This is a genomic window from Rhizobium sp. BK176 (assembly GCF_024808055.1).
Genome location: NZ_JANUBV010000010.1, coordinates 1 through 16,041, shown reverse-complemented (window position 1 = coordinate 16,041; position 16,041 = coordinate 1). Strand labels below are relative to the sequence as shown.

Below are 16,041 nucleotides of genomic sequence, written 5' to 3'. Positions count from 1 at the left end.
TGGCTCAGCCCTGGCTGGCGACATCTATCGACAACAGGGGCCGCGATCGGCCCCCCATTGCTTTGGTCAAGCCCTTGGCCGCCGCAAGAACGAGTGGGCCGACCGCCTCGAGCTTGTTGTCAGGCATACGGACGGCCGGCCCCGAAACGGAAATGCCTGCGACGGCTTCGCCGTATTCGTCGAAAATCGGCGCCGCTACACAGCGCATGCCAAGTGTGTGCTCTTCGTCATCGATCGACCAGCCACGCAATCGAATCCCGGAAATATCCTGCAGCAGCAAGGCCAAGCTGTCGCGGGTCTTGTCAGTGAACCGTTCAAGCGAGCGGCCGGAAAGCAGGGCTTCGATCTGCTTGTCCGGCCACGTCGATAGGATGGCCTTGCCAATCCCGGATGCGTGGATTGGCCCGCGTCGGCCGGGGCGAAAAAAGGCGCGCATTGGTGCGTGGCTTTCCACCTGCGAGATGAAGACGACGTCGCCATCCTCTTCGATGGCGATATTTGCCGTCTCGCCGCACGCGCCCATCAATTGCTTCAGAAACGGCCGGCTGATCGTGCCGAGCTTGCGAAAGCGCATGTAGGCCGTCCCGATCTCGAAGGCTTTTACGCCGACCGTCCACGCACCGGTCTCACCGTCATGGGCGACCATGCCATGCTGGGCGAGGGAATTGAGAAGTCGGTGCACAGTGGAGGTTGCCATCCCGGACTGCTCGGCGAGTTCGCTCAGAACAGCCCCATCACCCTCAGCCACGAGTTCCAGAAGTCTAAGGCTGCGGTCGAGCACCTGGACGGATGATGAGGCCGCGTCTTTCAAAGGCTTCCGGCCAGGCCTTCCTCTCGTCTTTTCTCTGTCGCCAACCATAACGCAATCCTCCTGCAGCCGCCGATGTCGGACGTTCAATAAATCATTCTCGATCTTTTGGAATAGGTGAGGACACCGACCTTCAACGAAGGCATTTAAGGGGAATGGTGAAGTTTTCCAAGGCATGGATCATCTAGCCTCGGTGGCGCGTACGGCTCCAGATGAGTGATTGAACCACCATGCAATAGCTCATGACCCGCGCAATCTTGAGTTATAGAGATGGTGGCCACACACTTTTGGCACATGCTCGGTGACTTTGAGGCTCGGAGCATCACCAGTTGCCCGGGTCTGCAGTATGATCGAGACGGGCGAAATCATCTGCCGTTTGCCGATCAAGCACCAGATCGGTGGTGATGCTTGTCTCATCAGTGACCGAATAGCGCAAAGGCAAGGGCCCATTGGCCAGCCCTTGATACATGAGCAGGGCTGCTTCCTCAGCGGTGTCAGCCTCGATTTGATCCATGACGATAACAGTGAACTTGTGCATGTCCTACCTCTTGGTTTGTGCAGGTTACGACAATCAACCGGCGGCTTTTCACTCTTCAGCAAAGAGCTTGCGCTCGTACTTGTGCGATATGGTGGCAACGTCGGTGAGGTAAAGCACGAGATTGTGACGTCGTATCCGCTATCGGCTTAGATCGGCGTTTTCCACGTGCGATGAAAACAAGGGATTTTTGCCATTCATCGCTGACCCTCCGGCGCTGGCGAAGGTACGCCGCCGCGGATCGACTTTGAGAAGTTCGGCGACAATCCGTCGGCCCGAGCCCGCTCGCCGATATGAGCGACGGTCCTGAGTTCAGCAGGCGACACTGAGGTATCCACCGGGCCGCGATCATAGGCGAAGTCGGGAAGATAGCCGTTGACGATGAGACGCCAGTCGAAGGGAACCTTGTCTCCAACCAGGCGCATCATCTTGACGACCGTCGTCGTGCAGTTGCTCGTGTCGAGTTATAGAACGCCGGCGTCGCTGCGAGGGCATTGGCGTCTGCAACATAATCCCGCAGGAGTGCCCGCGCCTGTTGCGGAGATGCTTTCAGGCGGTAAATTTGGACATCTTCACCACGGAAGTTCGACCGGACGCCCACAACATCCCGCTCGTCTGCGGCGCTGATCACCTGAGGATGCTCTTAATAGATCAGCAAGCGGCGAGAACGCGCCTCCAGCCCGGCGGCGGACTTCGATCGACCACGGAAGCTGCTCACCTCCTTCAAAACCGAAGCTGAAGATCACGTGCGCAATCTCTGGCCCCGCCCAATAAGACATGAACAGGTCGACCGTGCGGAGCTTGCTCATGTCATAGGTACGCGTCGTCCATCGCTCAGTGAAGTCGGTGCTGCTACGCCACTCGAACTCGCGGACATTGGTGAGCGCCAGCAGATCGCCGTTGCCTGTAACCTGTCGCCCGACGTCGGCTGCCTGCGTCCGCGACGGGCTTGATCGTATTCCACCGGTGCCAACAAAGCTGCAAATGTCAGGATTGCCTTGTGCCGCCAGGAGCCCAACAGCGCGACGATCGTGAAAACTCCGAAAAGAGCGAACAGCACGGCGGCAAAACCTCTGGCGACGTCTGATGCCGGAAAGCGATACCATAATGCGAGCGAGGCCCATGCGGTGGCCAAGGCTACGAGGATTGCTACTAAAACAGCCAGAACAGCCCAAGCCAAGCGGCGGAATTCTCCATCTGTCGATCTCTGTTCGATTGAGCAGGAAGGATCTTGCATCACGCTGGCCGCTGACATCAAGCCGCGCCACAAGAGCTTATCCCAACAGCAGCTTCAGACAGAGACCTTTCTGAATGAAAGGGGGGCGTCGTCGCGTAGACTTTCCAAATTCACGATTGGCGACATATCATTCGAAGGCGCATCGGGCGCGATGGTGAGATTCGCTGAAGCCTTAGCGAGAAAACAGGAGCGGGCTATGACGAGCATACGAGTTTCGCAGGACGTCTGATATGGCCGCGACTTTACGCCCGAGAACAACCGGTGTGCGGCAGTTCCTTGATCCTGAGCAGCAGCGCGATTGGATAGCGGGCAAGATCGAGCTGCCGGACGTGGGCGAGCGCCCAGAGTCCCTTGAACAGCGCTTCAAATATGTCGCTCGATTTGAGAAGCTCCTCAACCGCCCGCAAGCGGGGCAACTGCTGGAGATTGTCGGGCTATACGGCCCAAACTGCATTCCGATGATCCGCAAGACCGAGCGCTACTACTGGTCGGTTTCCTGTCTGCCATCCACCTTGGACAAGCCGCTTGTCCGCGTCAATGCGAGCTGGATGGAGCTCTTTACGCTCTATGCCCACGGTGACGATATCCGCGCCAGGTTCATCGTGCATCTTTCGGATTTCACGATAGATGGTTCAGCAACGCCGAGCCAGGTGGATGAACACTTTCTCGAGCAAAGTGTGGCGATGCCAGAGCATGTCAGTTATTTCTTCCCGCGTGGTGCAAACATTTTCGGCATCAATGTGCAAAGCTCTTTGTCGATCCGCACATTCCTCACGAGCCGCCGTGTCCTGGCCGCTATTCGCACGTTCAACCTGACGCACATGAACAGGGGGCGCAACGCCTATCAGGCTAGCCACTGCTACAGCGTGGCGGATTACATGCAGGCAGAGTGAGGGCTTTCTTGGCGCCATCCTGGCGAACGACGCCTCTGCCCCCAGCCGGTGGGCGCCGGCTTGTCGATCTTCCCATTCCCCAAAAGCGGAAATTACTCCAACCTGTCAATTCAGGCCGGCACGGGCAAGTCCCTCGATCAGGCGCGCCCGATCCTCGGCGCGGACGAACGAGGATGTTGCTCCGATCGCGTCCCGTGAGATGTCAGGGACCAACCACTTGAGTTGTCCGAGCAGGTCCGTGGCAGCCTCCTGATTGTCCAGAAGTCCGGCACAGGCAGTACCGATGACCAGCGGAACCGCGTGGCCGGACCGCAAGCGATGAGCCTCCCGTGCGTACTTCAATCCAAGCTCGTAATTCGCTCCCTGGAAGTAAGCCATGGCGTAGTAAAACTGAAAGTCGCCGAGAAACGCCTCCCGCGGGCTCAGTCTGAGGGCATAGTCGATGCAAGGAATGGCATCCGCCGCACGGCCCCCATTGGCATGCGCAAGTCCCAACTGGCCATGTGCGAACGCGGAGTTGGGGTTGATCGCCACAGCCTGGCTGATCGCTGCCGTTGCCAGGTCATTGTCGCGCGTCGCAAAGGCTATCATCGCCTGCGCAAGGTAAACCCACGGTTCCTTATCGTCCGCGGCAATGGCTTGTTGGACGATATCCCTGGCAAGGGCCAGGGCGCATCCCATGTCCTCCCACCCTTGGAACGCACGCCATATCGTAATCCAACCTTTCATGGCGAGCGCCTGGGCATAAGCGGGAGCCAGTCCGATTGCCCGATCGAGCAGGGGGAGCATCTTCCGGCTGCTCTCGTCAGACAACTGGGAACACAGGAACACTGCCCGCACGACACATTCCCAGGCATCCAGGCCATGATTGGGCTTGGGGCTTTCGCGGGCATGCTCTGCGGCTAAGAGTTCGGGTCCGATGCGGCCGACGACGCTTGCGGTGATTTCGTCCTGAATGACGAAGATGTCGCCGAGGTCGCCGTCGTACCTCTCGGCCCACAGATGGGCTTCGGAGGCCGCATCGATAAGCTGCGCGGTCACCCTAACGCGGTTGCCGGACTTGCGGACACTCCCTTCGAGAACATAGCGGATCCCGAGCTCGCGTCCGATGGCGCGCACATCCACGGGCTTTCCCTTGTAGGTGAACATCGTGTTGCGGGCGATCACGAAGAAGCCCTTGAGCCTGGATAGCGCGGTGGTGATGTCCTCGGTGAGCCCATCGCTGAAGAAGTTCTGCTCCGGTTCGGCGCTCATGGCGTTAAAGGGCAGCACGGCAATGGATGGTCGGTCCGGAAGTGCGGGGCTGGGTGATGCCGTTCGTGCGGTCGTCCCTTCCAGAAGGGGACGGTACAGTCGCACCGGCCGCTCCATGTTCTTGAGCGCGCGTTCGCCGAGGTACTCGTATTCGCAGTCAAGCTTGCCCTGGAGGTGATCGTACGCCGTGCCGGAAATGCAAATGCCGCCTGGATCCGCCAAGGTCTGGAGACGGGCGGCGATGTTGACGCCATCGCCGTAGAGATCCCCATCAACCTCGTGGATCACATCACCGAGATTGACGCCGATCCGGAAGATGATGCGTCGCTCCGTGGGGATATTGGCCTGGTTCTCGGCAACGTCCTTCTGGATGGCAACCGCGCACCCGACTGCATCGACGACTGAGCCGAACTCCACGAGCGCACCGTCGCCCATCAGCTTGACAATACGGCCGTGATGCTCGGCCAGCAGCGGATCGATCACCTCCCGGCGCAGAACCTTGAGGGCCGACAAAGTGCTGGCCTCGTCATGTTCGACGAGGCGGGAATAGCCGACGACGTCAGCGGCCACGATCGCGGCCAGCCGCCGCTCTGCTCTTGCAGTTGCCATGGCTGTCTCCCCTCAGGAGATCGGCCGGATGAAGCCCAGGCGATTGAAGACATGCACCATCCGGCTGCCCGACACCGCGACCGTGCTGGCTCATGATACCACTGAGACGGTCATGTGGCGACGATTCACGAGAGGGTCGTCTTCAACAGGAACAGGATCCGCGAAGCGAAATATCTGCTGCGGACCAATGGAAGGATGTTTTTCTTCCGCCGTTGGCGGCCGATGACCGTTGATTGGCTGATCTCACTCAAGGCCGCAGTCGTGCCACCTGCTCGCCAGTCTGGGCATCAAAAAGGGCGAGATCGACCACGAAGTCACCCGACCTGGCAGCGAGATCGAGGATGGTCGCTGCAAGTCGCACAGCACAGAGAGGGTTGACCGACAGATCGATCGTCTCGCTGCTGGAGAGGGCAAGGCGGGTGACCAGATCGCCCTTTTCCGTTGGGGCGAACATTCGGAAGCTATCAACTTCCAAAAATGCGTCTGCGTCACCTTCACTCGATGGAAGTTTTTCGTCAAAGAGGCGGGCAAACTCTTCCTTCAGCTTAACCGACAACATTTGCTTTCTCCAATGAATGAACAAAAGGGCAAACACCTCTGCCCGACGAGAAAGGCGGCGACGCCTCGGCTGGCGTTGCTAAGCCAGCAATAACATTGCTGCTAACCGCATTGGATTGAAACTAGTCCGCTTCTCACAAAGCGGACATCATCTAAGGTGCCGGGAAGCGCTCAAGTCTCTGGTTTGTCGTGGTCCTCTCCCAGCGCCACAAGCGACGCCTTGATCCAACCAGCAAAAGCGCGCACCGCAACCGAGGACAGTGTTGTCTTCGGCAGAAGCAGGTGAAACGCGTGGCGGACGATGGGCCGCAATTCACCCAGTCGCGGTGCCAGCCAGTAGGTCATGAAGCCCTGCGCCGTTCCAACATTGACGATATCGCTTTCCGACCGCTTGCTGATTTTGGTGGTAGCACGCAAGGCCCGCCCGAGATTGCAAGATGGTGGTGCTCGCCAACTCGCGTCATCTTCACCGACCGCTGCAGGCGCTCAAACAGGATCGTGCCCAGGAACTTCTCAAGCGCCTGCATATGCTGGCCGACGGCGACGCGCGAGACGTTGATGTCGGTTGCTGCCTGGTAACGCTGAGGTGGTGCACAAATCATCCGATTCGAGAACCTGAATCAAAAAACGGGCGACGCGCTTTAGTTTAGTTCGGCGCGACGGGTAGGATTTGCGTGTCGTCCCGACCTCCATGTTCGCTTCCGGCGGCCCATCGCCAGCATCCCTGCGCGGGGGCCGACCCCGCTGCGATTGCAATTTCACCAGCAGGCCAGCCGTGCCGCTAAGGACGTAGCTGTCGCCGCCATTGTCAAACCCCCGGCGCGCGATCAATGCCCCGAAAACACCAGGGTCTGTACAGGGAGGAGCAAGGCTTGGATGCGCAGGATCATCGCGTGCACGAGACCGACGGTGTCCACCACATGCAGGAAGATCCATTGCATGGTGCCGATATTCTTGTCGGCGAGTGCGTCGTGGTTATTCGTATAGGCGTTGGCAATGCAGCTGCTGCCGGGTGGAATGTCATCCAGCCCGCCTTCGAACAGCGGCTGCAGGAAGACGGTAAGCGTTCCCGGCTGCGCCAGTTGCTGAACATCGAGAAGCTGATCCGTAATTCGCAACTGCCCTGCCGCGATGACATCCTGCACCTCGGTCACAACGAGCGGAATGATAGTGAACGGCTTTCCGATGCAGGTGGCCTCGGCGATCATCCCTTGTTTCATGACCTGTGCTTCGATCTGTCCAAAGCCTGCGATCAGCGTGCCTTTGCCCGCTGTTGCCGGCACGAGAATGCCAGCGGGTCTGATCATGGTGTTGACGACATCACCCGGCCGCAGAGTGAATTGTTGAACCGTGCCAGCGACCCCTGCACGCACCAGTGTCTTGTCCAACTCCACCTGTGCCTGCGCAAGCGCCGCTTCCGCGCTCGCTTTCTGTGACGGCAGAAGGTCTGCGATCTTGGCCTGGAGGGTATCCTTTTTGGCGATTGCAGAACTGAGCGCACCCTTGCGGCTTTCGACCGTGTTGGCGAGGCGATCGACCTCGCGACGGGCAACAGCATCCCTGGTCAGGAGCTGGGCCTTCAGTTCATATTCGTCGATCGCAACCTGAAGCGCACCTTGGGCTTCCTGGATCTGACCGTCTGCTGTCACCAAGTCCGTTTGCGCAACCTTGGCTTCGGCATCCAGTTCCGCGATTTTCCGCCGCGCCGTCTCAAGCGCTGCCCTTTGCTGTGAATCATCCAGCCGGAAAAGCGGCGCGCCAGCTTCAACTTTCTGATTGAGGCCGACAAAGACCTCATCGACGCGTCCGACCGTTTCCGGCAGGATCGTCACCGTGCGGAAAACCGCCGTTACGTTTTTCGTCGAGGGATGGAAATAGAAGATCAGCGTGATCAGCGATATGGTGAGCATGAGGCATGCTGAAATGCCCCAGCGCAACTCGTACCACATGGTATAGAGGTTGATCTCATAGCCAATTCGCTTTCCTTGGACATAGCGCCGGTAGAGGTAGTCCGGGAAGATTGTGAGAAGCGAGCAAAGCATCAATTCAAACATGTGCCGATACCTTCGCCTCGCCTTGGGGCTCGCTCTTGGCAGGCTCTTCAGGCTTCGCATGCGCTTCTTCGGATTTTGGCGGCTGGTCACGAACCAGGGCGGGGTCGTCGGTCGTTTCAACCGTGCGGCCGGAAAGCTTGCCGAGCGATTGAGCGATCGAGTAGAGTGGCGTCGAAAAGTCGGGGATGTGTATGAAGGCGAGCAGCAAACCCGCGATCCAGAACAGGTGGTTGTGCGTGAAGAGCGAAATCAGCGCCAGGACCGCGACCACTTCCATCTGTACCTTGCTGGTGCGATGCGCCATGCGCTCGGGAACAGCGTGAAGCTGGAAGTAGAGATTACCGACGATCAGGATCATCAGGATCAGGAAGACAACGACGCCGACGAACAGGTAGTCGGTCTGACCGGGGGGCGTGATGAAGATTGGCAAGTGCTCGGTAGCTGCCGGATGGAGATCTTGCGCCATCGGGACTTCCTTTATGGCGGTTAGAACAGGCTGAAACACTCAGATCGCGCTACTCACACCTTACAGTGAACCCATGCGTCTTTCTCGTAGTATCGCGTAAACTACGGAGTGCGACGGCCGGCCAGAATGGCGATTTGCGTGGAAATCCTTCATTTCGTCCGAAGCCGCGCTGCAAGTATGGTTGCGTTGGGTCGCTCTTTCACTTGACTGCAAAGGGTATATTTTTGAAGTCTGCGGACTGGTTGAGGAGGTCCACGCAAGAGGAAATCGCGCCGGTCGTCGTAGCCGGTTTTCAGGGGATCTTCAGTAATGTTTATACGTCTCGCCTCACCTGCGCGGCTTGGGCTTTGCTGCGCATTTTTCCCTTTTCCATTGCCGCCATTACCTTTGGCAGGTCTGCAGCCGAGGACAGCGGGGATAACACACGGATATCGGACCTGGAGCGGCGGGTCGATGGCATGCAAAAGCGCCGCCTGATTCGTATCCTGGTATCCTTCAGCAAGACAATCTGCTTCATCGACCGCGGCGAACAATCGGGCAGCGCATAACCGAACAATTGCTCAACGGCTGGATTGGCGCTCTGGATGATACGTCGCTCGTTGATGGTAATGATGCCATATACTACGGTTTAACAGCTTGAGCGCGTGACCGGCTCTCATCCGTTCGGCTTCCGCTTCCTTTCGGCGCAGATGTCACGCATGATACCCGCAAAAACGGAGCGTCCCTTGTCCTTCATACCGCTGGTCTTTATCACGGGATATGACCGGGACGTGATCCCTGATGAGTTTGCGAATATTATTCGTCTACAAAAACCGATTGCGCTGCGTGAGGTCGTGGAGGCGGTATGTGGGCTCTAACGTCGGAGGCCGGGTGACCGCTGTTGGCGCTTCTCTGCATGACGGTAATCGGCCCTATTGCGAACATTGCTAAACACCGTTGCTTCTCCGATTGCTGTCCAATTTAAGGGCGGCTAATGGGCCGGCCGGAAGCGGCCCTCCAGTGCCAATGATATCCGCAATCTTGACACCCTGTTGTAAGAGACGACGGAAAGAGACCTTAAAGGTAGGACCTTGGTCTGAGGTTGCACCCGACCAAGGCCCGTACGGGGAACGAATAACCAACCTCCGAATTAATATGTCGGCGACCACGGCGGTCGCGGTGCAATGGTTTTCGTTGAAAATTCAATTCGCTTTACGATTTTGCGCAGATACTACGGAGGAATTCCCACATGGCTGATCGTGGACCAACAGTTATCAATACAGGCGGAAGTGGCAATGGTGGATGGGCAGTTGCCATCATTGTTATTGCCGTGGTTGTCATTGGCGGCTTGCTGATGTTTACCGGCGTTATCGATATCGGCGGCGGCAAAGGTGGTGGCGCTGACGTCAATGTCAACGTTCCGGCAGTCGAAACCCCATCTGCAGACAAGCCCGCAACATCGGCAGACAAGCCTGCAACCGCGCCTGCAACGACGCCCCAGTAAGGGGCTGCGCCTAAAGATCCGGCGGATCGCACCGCCGGATCCTGACTGAAATTGCCTGGCTTACATGTATGGGCCAAACGGGGCTATTGCCTGTTTCCGTCCCGTGGACACTCCCCAATTCACGTCGAAGCTACGATAGAGAGGCGAGGGACCGTCCCGTCCGTCATGACGGAATAGTGTTCCCTCAGAGGCGAGGCATAGGTTTGCCAATCTAATATGGGCGGCCGCTATAGGTGTCACAACATCATAGATCGAAATGCGGGTTCCCCTGACCAGAGTACCGCGTGAGATGCGTCCGGCCATGGTCCCGCTACGAGAACAATTGCAAATTGGCCCAAGGAATCAGGTGAGATCAGCGGTCTTGTGGTCTTTGGTCGAAAGCTTTGTTTTCGTCTCCTGTTGAAGGATGAAAACCGCTTCACCATAGATCTCTCGCCGTCTCTGCTCCCGGTCACTTGAGAGGCGCTTTCTGTCTGTCGCCGTCAGGCGGGCAACGCTTTGTTGTCTCGGATCTTCATTCTCCACCAGATCGATCAGCAGGTTTCGCATAACACCGTTGAATTCCCTTAGATCTCTCAGTTCCACCATAAGCGGTGATTTGAGCAGGCTGCGAGCGACGGCATCGTCAATTTTCTTTTCAACAAGGCGAGTTCTGGCCGCAAAATAGCGTCCAATGAAGACAGCGCATGCAATGACGCAACAAGCCAGGGTGACGTAGAACATTGGGCCTCCAATCTCACTGTAGATTGGGCACAGGCGCCAAACATTCAATATGCCGTCAGAGAACTGTGGCGGGTGTGGCCAGCGGTAACGGCGGCCCGTCTGTGGTCGCCGTGCGGTTGTTGTCCCGCAAGTCCGCGTGTCAGGCATGGCGCTGGAACGAATAGGCTGCTGGAGGCTTTCTCCCCTACGTTTCATATGGCACGGAGAGCATTGATGAAATCACTCGCTGAAATTTTCGAGCACACGCTGCAGGATCTCTATTTCGCTGAGAGCGCCATCACAAAGGCGCTTCCAAAGGTCGCCAAAGCAGCGAAAAGCGCTGAATTGAAAAAGGCGGCCGAGGAACACCTGTCGGAGACGAAAGATCAGATAAAAAAGCTGGAGCAGGTCTTCAAGTCTATTGGCAAGACGGCATCTGGCGAAAAATGCGACGCGATTGAAGGCCTTATCAAAGAGGCGGACGGTTTGATGAAGGCTGAAGGTACCGCTTTGGACGCCGGTCTTCTGGCCGCCTGCCAAGCCGTCGAGCACTACGAGATCGCACGCTACGGCTCGCTGCGCGAATGGGCCAAGGACCTCGGTTACGATGAGGCACACAAACTTCTGAGCGAGATCCTCGACCAGGAGAAGGCGACGAACAACAAGCTTACCAACTTGGCGGTAACGTCGATCAACAAAACCTCGACGCATTCAAAGGCGGCCTGACAAGATAAGCGCTGCCCTTAGGACTGCAACACCCCTTGTAACGTTGGTTATCGGGGGTATTGCCGAGGAGGCGATCTCTTCGGAAGACCTAAGCTGGTTCGATTGCCACTCTCCTTCCCAGGAGCCGCCCGGCTGCCGCCATCAGCGCATAAAAGGAAGTCCCAACCTGGCCGGTCTGGCATATCTTGAACAGGGGCTTTCATGAAAGCGGGTCTTTTCCCAATCTCGGCCAGTATATCCAAAGGGCCTGTCCAACGTTCTGCTGCAATCGAGATAACGCAAGACCTCGCGGCGGCCGCACGGCCGCATCCGTCAAGTTATCGGCAACGGGATGCCGGTGGAGTTTCCGAGCGTCTTGGACGCGGTTGTGTTCGGCTGAGATCCAGCGGGCGATGGTGTTGAAGGATGCGAGCTGCCGAGATCTGAGGTCGACTTTAGCTGGAAGTCGTATCTAGCCAGATCGTTACAGGCGTTGGACAGTTCCACCCGCATGTCTGCGCCGCAGATGCCACTAGCAACCGAAACGATCGCGTCAGCTTGATCGATATTCTCGTCGATCTCGGCCGGAAATCCAGTCGCCGTGTCGATAACGGAACAAGATCCGTGGTCGCCTGTGCGAACGTGATATGGAAGCCGGTGCTCGCCCATGGGACTGAAGTCCGATGCGGGGCACCCAACTTGCATTGGCTCCCGATATTCCTATGCTGAAGAGCAGGAGGACTAGAGGAGGCCCCATGTTTTTGCGTGATGAAGTAGAAATGTTACGACGGGTACCGATCTTCTCGACGATCGATCCCGCAAAGCTGAAGCTTCTAGCTTTCACATCAGATCGTAAGCAGTTTCCATCTGGAACAGCGCTTTGCCGTCAAGGCGATCAGGGCGACGCAGCTTTCGTAATACTCACCGGAAAGGCGGAAGTCTTTGTGCATTCTCCAGCGGGTGACGTAAGGGTTGCCGACGTGGAACCGAACTCGATTGTCGGCGAAATTTCGATCCTATGCGACACCCCAAGAACGGCCACCGTCAAGGCCTCAAGCGATGTCGAGGCGCTCCGCATCAGCAAGGAAAACTTTCTGAAGCTGCTCAGCGACTTCCCACATCTGGGCGTTGGCGTGATGCGCGTTCTCGCCGATAGGCTTGTTCAGACGACCAGTGAGTTGACTGCAACACGCTCCAAGCAACAAGACGAGACGGAACTGGAAATCGGGTAGGCCACCCCGTTCTTCTGGACAAGGCTGGCCGGACGTTGGTCTCGCAGTTACACGCGTTCAGGCCACCATCTGGCAAGCGCTTACGCATTTTCGCTTCCCCGCGTGGTTATGGCTTTCATGGAAGCCCCTAAACCGGATGAAACGCCGCCAACGCCCGATTGCCTTCGACAGGCATTGGCAGCGTTTCCGCCCATTTGGGCATGCGCAGGCTATGAGAGAATGTTAAAAAAGGAATACGTCAGGTACCGCTTTCCTTCCGTAACGAAAGCTGTTCGTGGGCCGGTGTGGCACTAATGCGACGATCTTCCCCGCACGGGCGACGATCCTGTAATAGATGCGAGGTAGAGTACCTGAAGTGGCTCGGGCCTCTGTTCTCCGTTGTCCGAGGACCCAGAGAACGCGAATTCGGCGCCACAGCTGACTTATGGCGAGACCCTGTGATCGTTCGTGGATAAAGCCCGCGCCGTTTGGGGGCGATCTGTCGAGCAAAATATGAGCTCCCATCGCGACAGGAACCGCAGACTTGCATTATAGCGATCTTACGTTAATTTATGTAAATTCGATAAACCAGGCTAAGATGACTCAATATGGATCCCAGGCTCAATCCCTATGCACCTGGTGCAGGTACGCCCCCGCCAGAATTGGCGGGGCGAGATGACCTGATCGAAAGAGCGGCGATAGCGCTTGACCGCATCCGCGCAGGTCGTTCCGCCCGCAGCGTGATTCTCTATGGTCTACGAGGTGTGGGCAAAACAGTACTGCTGAACCGCATTCGGCTCGACGCGGAAGCACGTGGAATCGCTAGCGTGAAGATTGAAGCACCGGAGGAGCGGTCTCTTCCGGGCTTACTCGCGCCCGCTTTACGAGCGACCTTGCTTCGTTTGAACCGAGGAGAAGCCGCGAGGGCGAGCGCCCAGAGAGCTTTACGTGCACTGGCGGGATTCGCAAAGGCTCTCAAAGTAAAATATCAGGACATCGAGTTGGGACTTGAGCTCGATCCTGAAGAGGGAGTTGCCGACAGCGGTGATCTGGACAACGATCTAGTGGAATTGCTCTCCGCGGTTGGCGCGGCGGCTGCCGACAGAGATACAGCGGTGGTGTTATTTATTGATGAACTACAATATGTGCCGGAGGACCAACTGGCTTCCCTGATCACAGCTTTGCATAATGCTAACCAAGATCAATTGCCCGTCACGATGGTAGCTGCCGGGCTGCCGCAACTTCTTGGCCACACAGGGCGCGCCAAATCATATGCAGAGCGGCTCTTTGAGTTCTCGCCCGTGGACAGACTAGACGATGCCGCTGCCCGCGCTGCACTTATCGTTCCAGCCGCAAAGGAAGGAGTGGAGTATGAGCCGACGGCTGTTGACGAGATTCTCGACCAAACGCGCGGCTATCCTTATTTCCTCCAGGAGTGGGGGAAGCATAGCTGGAACGTCGCTGATATGTCGCCAATCGAGAGGTCAGATACGCAGCGAGCTACCGTCGACGCCTTGGCGGAGCTTGATGCTAGCTTCTTCCGAGTGCGGTTCGATCGACTGACGCCCGCAGAAAAACGCTATATGCGAGCGATGGCAGAACTCGGCGCGGGACCGCACCGATCCGGCGATATTGCCGACGTCCTCGGACGACGAGTCACAACTGTCGCCCCAGTCCGCAACGCGTTAATTGCCAAAGGCATGATTTTCAGTCCTGCCCACGGTGATACCGCGTTCACTGTGCCGTTGTTCGATGGCTTCATGAAAAGGATCATGCCAGACATTGATCATCTGTGAACACAGCATCGCCACTTACTCTTTCTTCGTTCTTTGATCAGACTTGGATACTGCGATTCCATCGCCAACAAGCGCAGCTCGCTCCATGAGGGTTGGGACGGCTCTTTCTGACTATGCGGTATCGCAACTCGGTTTGGCGCCAGCGACAAGCCGCTGACCTCGAACATGCCGACGCCCAGAAGCTGAAGCGGGTCACGCCTTGTTCAGGCGCGATGTACGGAGGACTGGTTGGCCGAAGCCGGCGAGATCCGGCGCATCGCGCGACAACCTTTTCGGTCGGACGGAATTCTAAGTGGAGGCAAGTGGTCAGGGAAGCGTGACGGAATGCGATGCTAAATTCATGGTGTATATGCGCCATACGAAGCGGCGCTCCCCTGAACTGCAACAGCGGCGGGGGCAATACCAGAACCGTAGGCACTCTACCCCCGCAAGGCAAGTTTGGTTGTTCGAAAGGCTTTCAACCGAGACGTACGGCTAACCCCTTGAAAGGAAAGGAAGCCTGACCATCCATCACGCGATGGCATCGTTGATATCGCGACGTCGATGGCAATGGCGAGAGCAGTCTCCCGCAAGCGCAGAGCCAACGATCTAGCTGGTCGCGCGATCGCTCCGCCCCATCACGGTTTGGGTGCCGTCTCCAGCTGGGCTTCAACCTGTGTCTGGGTATTCTTCCATCCTCTTGGTGCGCCTTCTGGCAGGATTTCCGGCGTGGTGAAGAAGACGCCATCGGGGGTCGGATTTGGCGTCGGCGTCACTGCAGACTGCGGGGATCCCGGAACCCCAGTCAGCAACTGAATGCGTGCCAGCATGGCGAAATCTTCGTGCACCGTGTTGTGGCAATGGTTCACGTAGGACCCACCAAACTCGCCGAACTGGATCTGAAACGTCACGCTGCCGCTTTCTCCAAGCCGCCAGACGTCCTTCCGCTGCAGGTTCTCGGTCGGTGGCGGCGTTTGACCGTTACGGAGCATCGTCACACCCTCTTCGAAATGCAGGTGGATGGGGTGATCCCAGCCGCCGCCACCATTCTTGTAGGTCCAGTGCTCTACCTCCCCAGCCTTCGGCACGAGCAGCGAAATCCGGTTGGCGTTCATGGAGTGGGACGACTCGCCATTGATGCGGATCGTCCAGGGAAAACTCACATACTCTCCACAATCCGGCGTGCAGCCATTCGGCCCACGCGAGTCTCCGGTCCCCGATTTGCCGAATTCGACCATGCGCGTGCGCACCGGCGTCACGATCGGAATTTGTTCCGTGAGCGTTGCTGGAACCTGGCTCTTGTCGGGATCGGTGGCGCGAAGAATGACGCCCGGGACATCGACGCTTTCAACAGCCCCGACGATGCGGAACTCAAGCATCGGCCCAACCACCGGATCCTCCGACGTGCCCTTTAGAGCCTTCGACAGACTGAGCTCTTCCTTGAGCCGTCGTCCGTCCTCGTGGCGAACATGATTGACGACCCTGATGCGATCGCCGATCTTGAAGCCAGAGAAATCGACAACGAAGTCAAAGCGCTCGCCCATGCCTTGCACTGGCAGACCCGGCATCCTTATTGGATTGACAACAAGGTTGCCATCATTGGCGATGAAGGTGATGGGAACCGGATTACCCCTGGCATCGGCCAGTCCGAGCTTTAGGAAGCGTGACATGCACGCGTTCAGGACGCGGAATCTGTACTTGCGTGGCAGCACCTCGAAGAAGGGTGCGAACCCGAAGTTGACGAGCGGGAC

Annotated in this window: 16 protein-coding genes and 1 pseudogene; 6 read left to right on the top strand and 11 right to left on the bottom strand. The window is 57.6% G+C overall.

The genetic code is table 11. From position 1 onward, the window contains the following. Nucleotides 1-4: 4 nt before the first annotated feature. The 3 genes and pseudogenes from bhcR to FHT76_RS41435 form a co-directional block, all read right to left on the bottom strand. Nucleotides 5-859 carry an HTH-type transcriptional regulator BhcR gene (gene bhcR, locus FHT76_RS25415; protein WP_183756018.1) on the bottom strand — a complete coding sequence of 285 codons (855 nt, stop codon included), beginning with the start codon at nucleotides 857-859 and terminating at the stop codon, nucleotides 5-7. Between the two features lie 271 nt (nucleotides 860-1,130). After that, nucleotides 1,131-1,346 (bottom strand): hypothetical protein, encoded by a 216-nt coding sequence (locus FHT76_RS25410; protein WP_183756017.1) that lies wholly within the window; start codon nucleotides 1,344-1,346, stop codon nucleotides 1,131-1,133. 194 nt (nucleotides 1,347-1,540) lie between these two features. Continuing rightward, nucleotides 1,541-2,580: pseudogene (locus FHT76_RS41435) on the bottom strand (DUF4105 domain-containing protein). A 230-nt stretch (nucleotides 2,581-2,810) separates the two neighbouring features. Here FHT76_RS41435 and FHT76_RS25390 point away from each other — a divergent pair. Beyond that, nucleotides 2,811-3,473, top strand: coding sequence for a hypothetical protein (locus tag FHT76_RS25390; protein WP_183863934.1), 663 nt, complete (start codon nucleotides 2,811-2,813; stop codon nucleotides 3,471-3,473). Nucleotides 3,474-3,578: 105 nt separating this feature from the next. Here FHT76_RS25390 and FHT76_RS25385 read toward each other — a convergent pair whose 3' ends face one another. From FHT76_RS25385 to FHT76_RS25365, 6 genes are all read right to left on the bottom strand, one after another. Continuing rightward, complete coding sequence (locus FHT76_RS25385; RefSeq protein ID WP_183863933.1) at nucleotides 3,579-5,336, bottom strand: adenylate/guanylate cyclase domain-containing protein; 1,758 nt, start codon at nucleotides 5,334-5,336, stop codon at nucleotides 3,579-3,581. A gap of 247 nt (nucleotides 5,337-5,583) precedes the next feature. Next, complete coding sequence (locus tag FHT76_RS25380) at nucleotides 5,584-5,895, bottom strand: hypothetical protein (protein WP_183756014.1); 312 nt, start codon at nucleotides 5,893-5,895, stop codon at nucleotides 5,584-5,586. A 170-nt stretch (nucleotides 5,896-6,065) separates the two neighbouring features. Continuing rightward, the gene (locus FHT76_RS25375) at nucleotides 6,066-6,311 is read right to left on the bottom strand and encodes a hypothetical protein (protein ID WP_183756202.1); all 246 of its coding nucleotides are present in this window, start codon (nucleotides 6,309-6,311) and stop codon (nucleotides 6,066-6,068) included. Beyond that, nucleotides 6,236-6,421 (bottom strand): hypothetical protein, encoded by a 186-nt coding sequence (locus FHT76_RS41430; protein WP_405049512.1) that lies wholly within the window; start codon nucleotides 6,419-6,421, stop codon nucleotides 6,236-6,238. Before FHT76_RS41430 ends, FHT76_RS25375 begins: the two co-directional genes overlap by 76 nt. Nucleotides 6,422-6,721: 300 nt before the next feature. After that, the gene (locus FHT76_RS25370; protein WP_183863931.1) at nucleotides 6,722-7,948 is read right to left on the bottom strand and encodes an HlyD family secretion protein; all 1,227 of its coding nucleotides are present in this window, start codon (nucleotides 7,946-7,948) and stop codon (nucleotides 6,722-6,724) included. After that, nucleotides 7,941-8,414 (bottom strand): hypothetical protein, encoded by a 474-nt coding sequence (locus FHT76_RS25365; protein ID WP_183863929.1) that lies wholly within the window; start codon nucleotides 8,412-8,414, stop codon nucleotides 7,941-7,943. The genes FHT76_RS25370 and FHT76_RS25365 overlap by 8 nt, the downstream gene beginning before the upstream one ends. Before the next feature lie 224 nt (nucleotides 8,415-8,638). On the opposite strand from FHT76_RS25365, the gene FHT76_RS25360 reads away from it, so the two are divergent. Both FHT76_RS25360 and FHT76_RS25355 read left to right on the top strand, forming a co-directional pair. After that, a complete protein-coding gene (locus FHT76_RS25360; protein WP_183863928.1) occupies nucleotides 8,639-8,962 on the top strand; it encodes a hypothetical protein in 324 nt (107 codons plus the stop codon). A 680-nt stretch (nucleotides 8,963-9,642) separates the two neighbouring features. Continuing rightward, the gene (locus FHT76_RS25355; protein ID WP_183756009.1) at nucleotides 9,643-9,897 is read left to right on the top strand and encodes a hypothetical protein; all 255 of its coding nucleotides are present in this window, start codon (nucleotides 9,643-9,645) and stop codon (nucleotides 9,895-9,897) included. A 342-nt stretch (nucleotides 9,898-10,239) separates the two neighbouring features. Here FHT76_RS25355 and FHT76_RS25350 read toward each other — a convergent pair whose 3' ends face one another. Next, nucleotides 10,240-10,620: a hypothetical protein gene (locus FHT76_RS25350; RefSeq protein ID WP_183863926.1), complete on the bottom strand. Its 381-nt coding sequence runs from the start codon at nucleotides 10,618-10,620 to the stop codon at nucleotides 10,240-10,242. Between the two features lie 213 nt (nucleotides 10,621-10,833). On the opposite strand from FHT76_RS25350, the gene FHT76_RS25345 reads away from it, so the two are divergent. The 3 genes from FHT76_RS25345 (at nucleotide 10,834) to FHT76_RS25335 (ending at nucleotide 14,311) form a co-directional block, all read left to right on the top strand. Next, complete coding sequence (locus tag FHT76_RS25345; protein ID WP_183863925.1) at nucleotides 10,834-11,325, top strand: ferritin-like domain-containing protein; 492 nt, start codon at nucleotides 10,834-10,836, stop codon at nucleotides 11,323-11,325. Between the two features lie 734 nt (nucleotides 11,326-12,059). Then, on the top strand, nucleotides 12,060-12,536 hold the full coding sequence (locus FHT76_RS25340; RefSeq protein ID WP_183756006.1) for a Crp/Fnr family transcriptional regulator: 477 nt from the start codon (nucleotides 12,060-12,062) through the stop codon (nucleotides 12,534-12,536). Between the two features lie 587 nt (nucleotides 12,537-13,123). Then, nucleotides 13,124-14,311, top strand: a complete 1,188-nt coding sequence (locus FHT76_RS25335; protein WP_183756005.1) for an ATP-binding protein — start codon at nucleotides 13,124-13,126, stop codon at nucleotides 14,309-14,311. 617 nt (nucleotides 14,312-14,928) lie between these two features. On the opposite strand, the gene FHT76_RS25330 is transcribed toward FHT76_RS25335, so the two are convergent. After that, the coding region (locus FHT76_RS25330) for a multicopper oxidase domain-containing protein (RefSeq protein WP_259129624.1) at nucleotides 14,929-16,041 on the bottom strand (1,113 nt) is incomplete at its 5' end.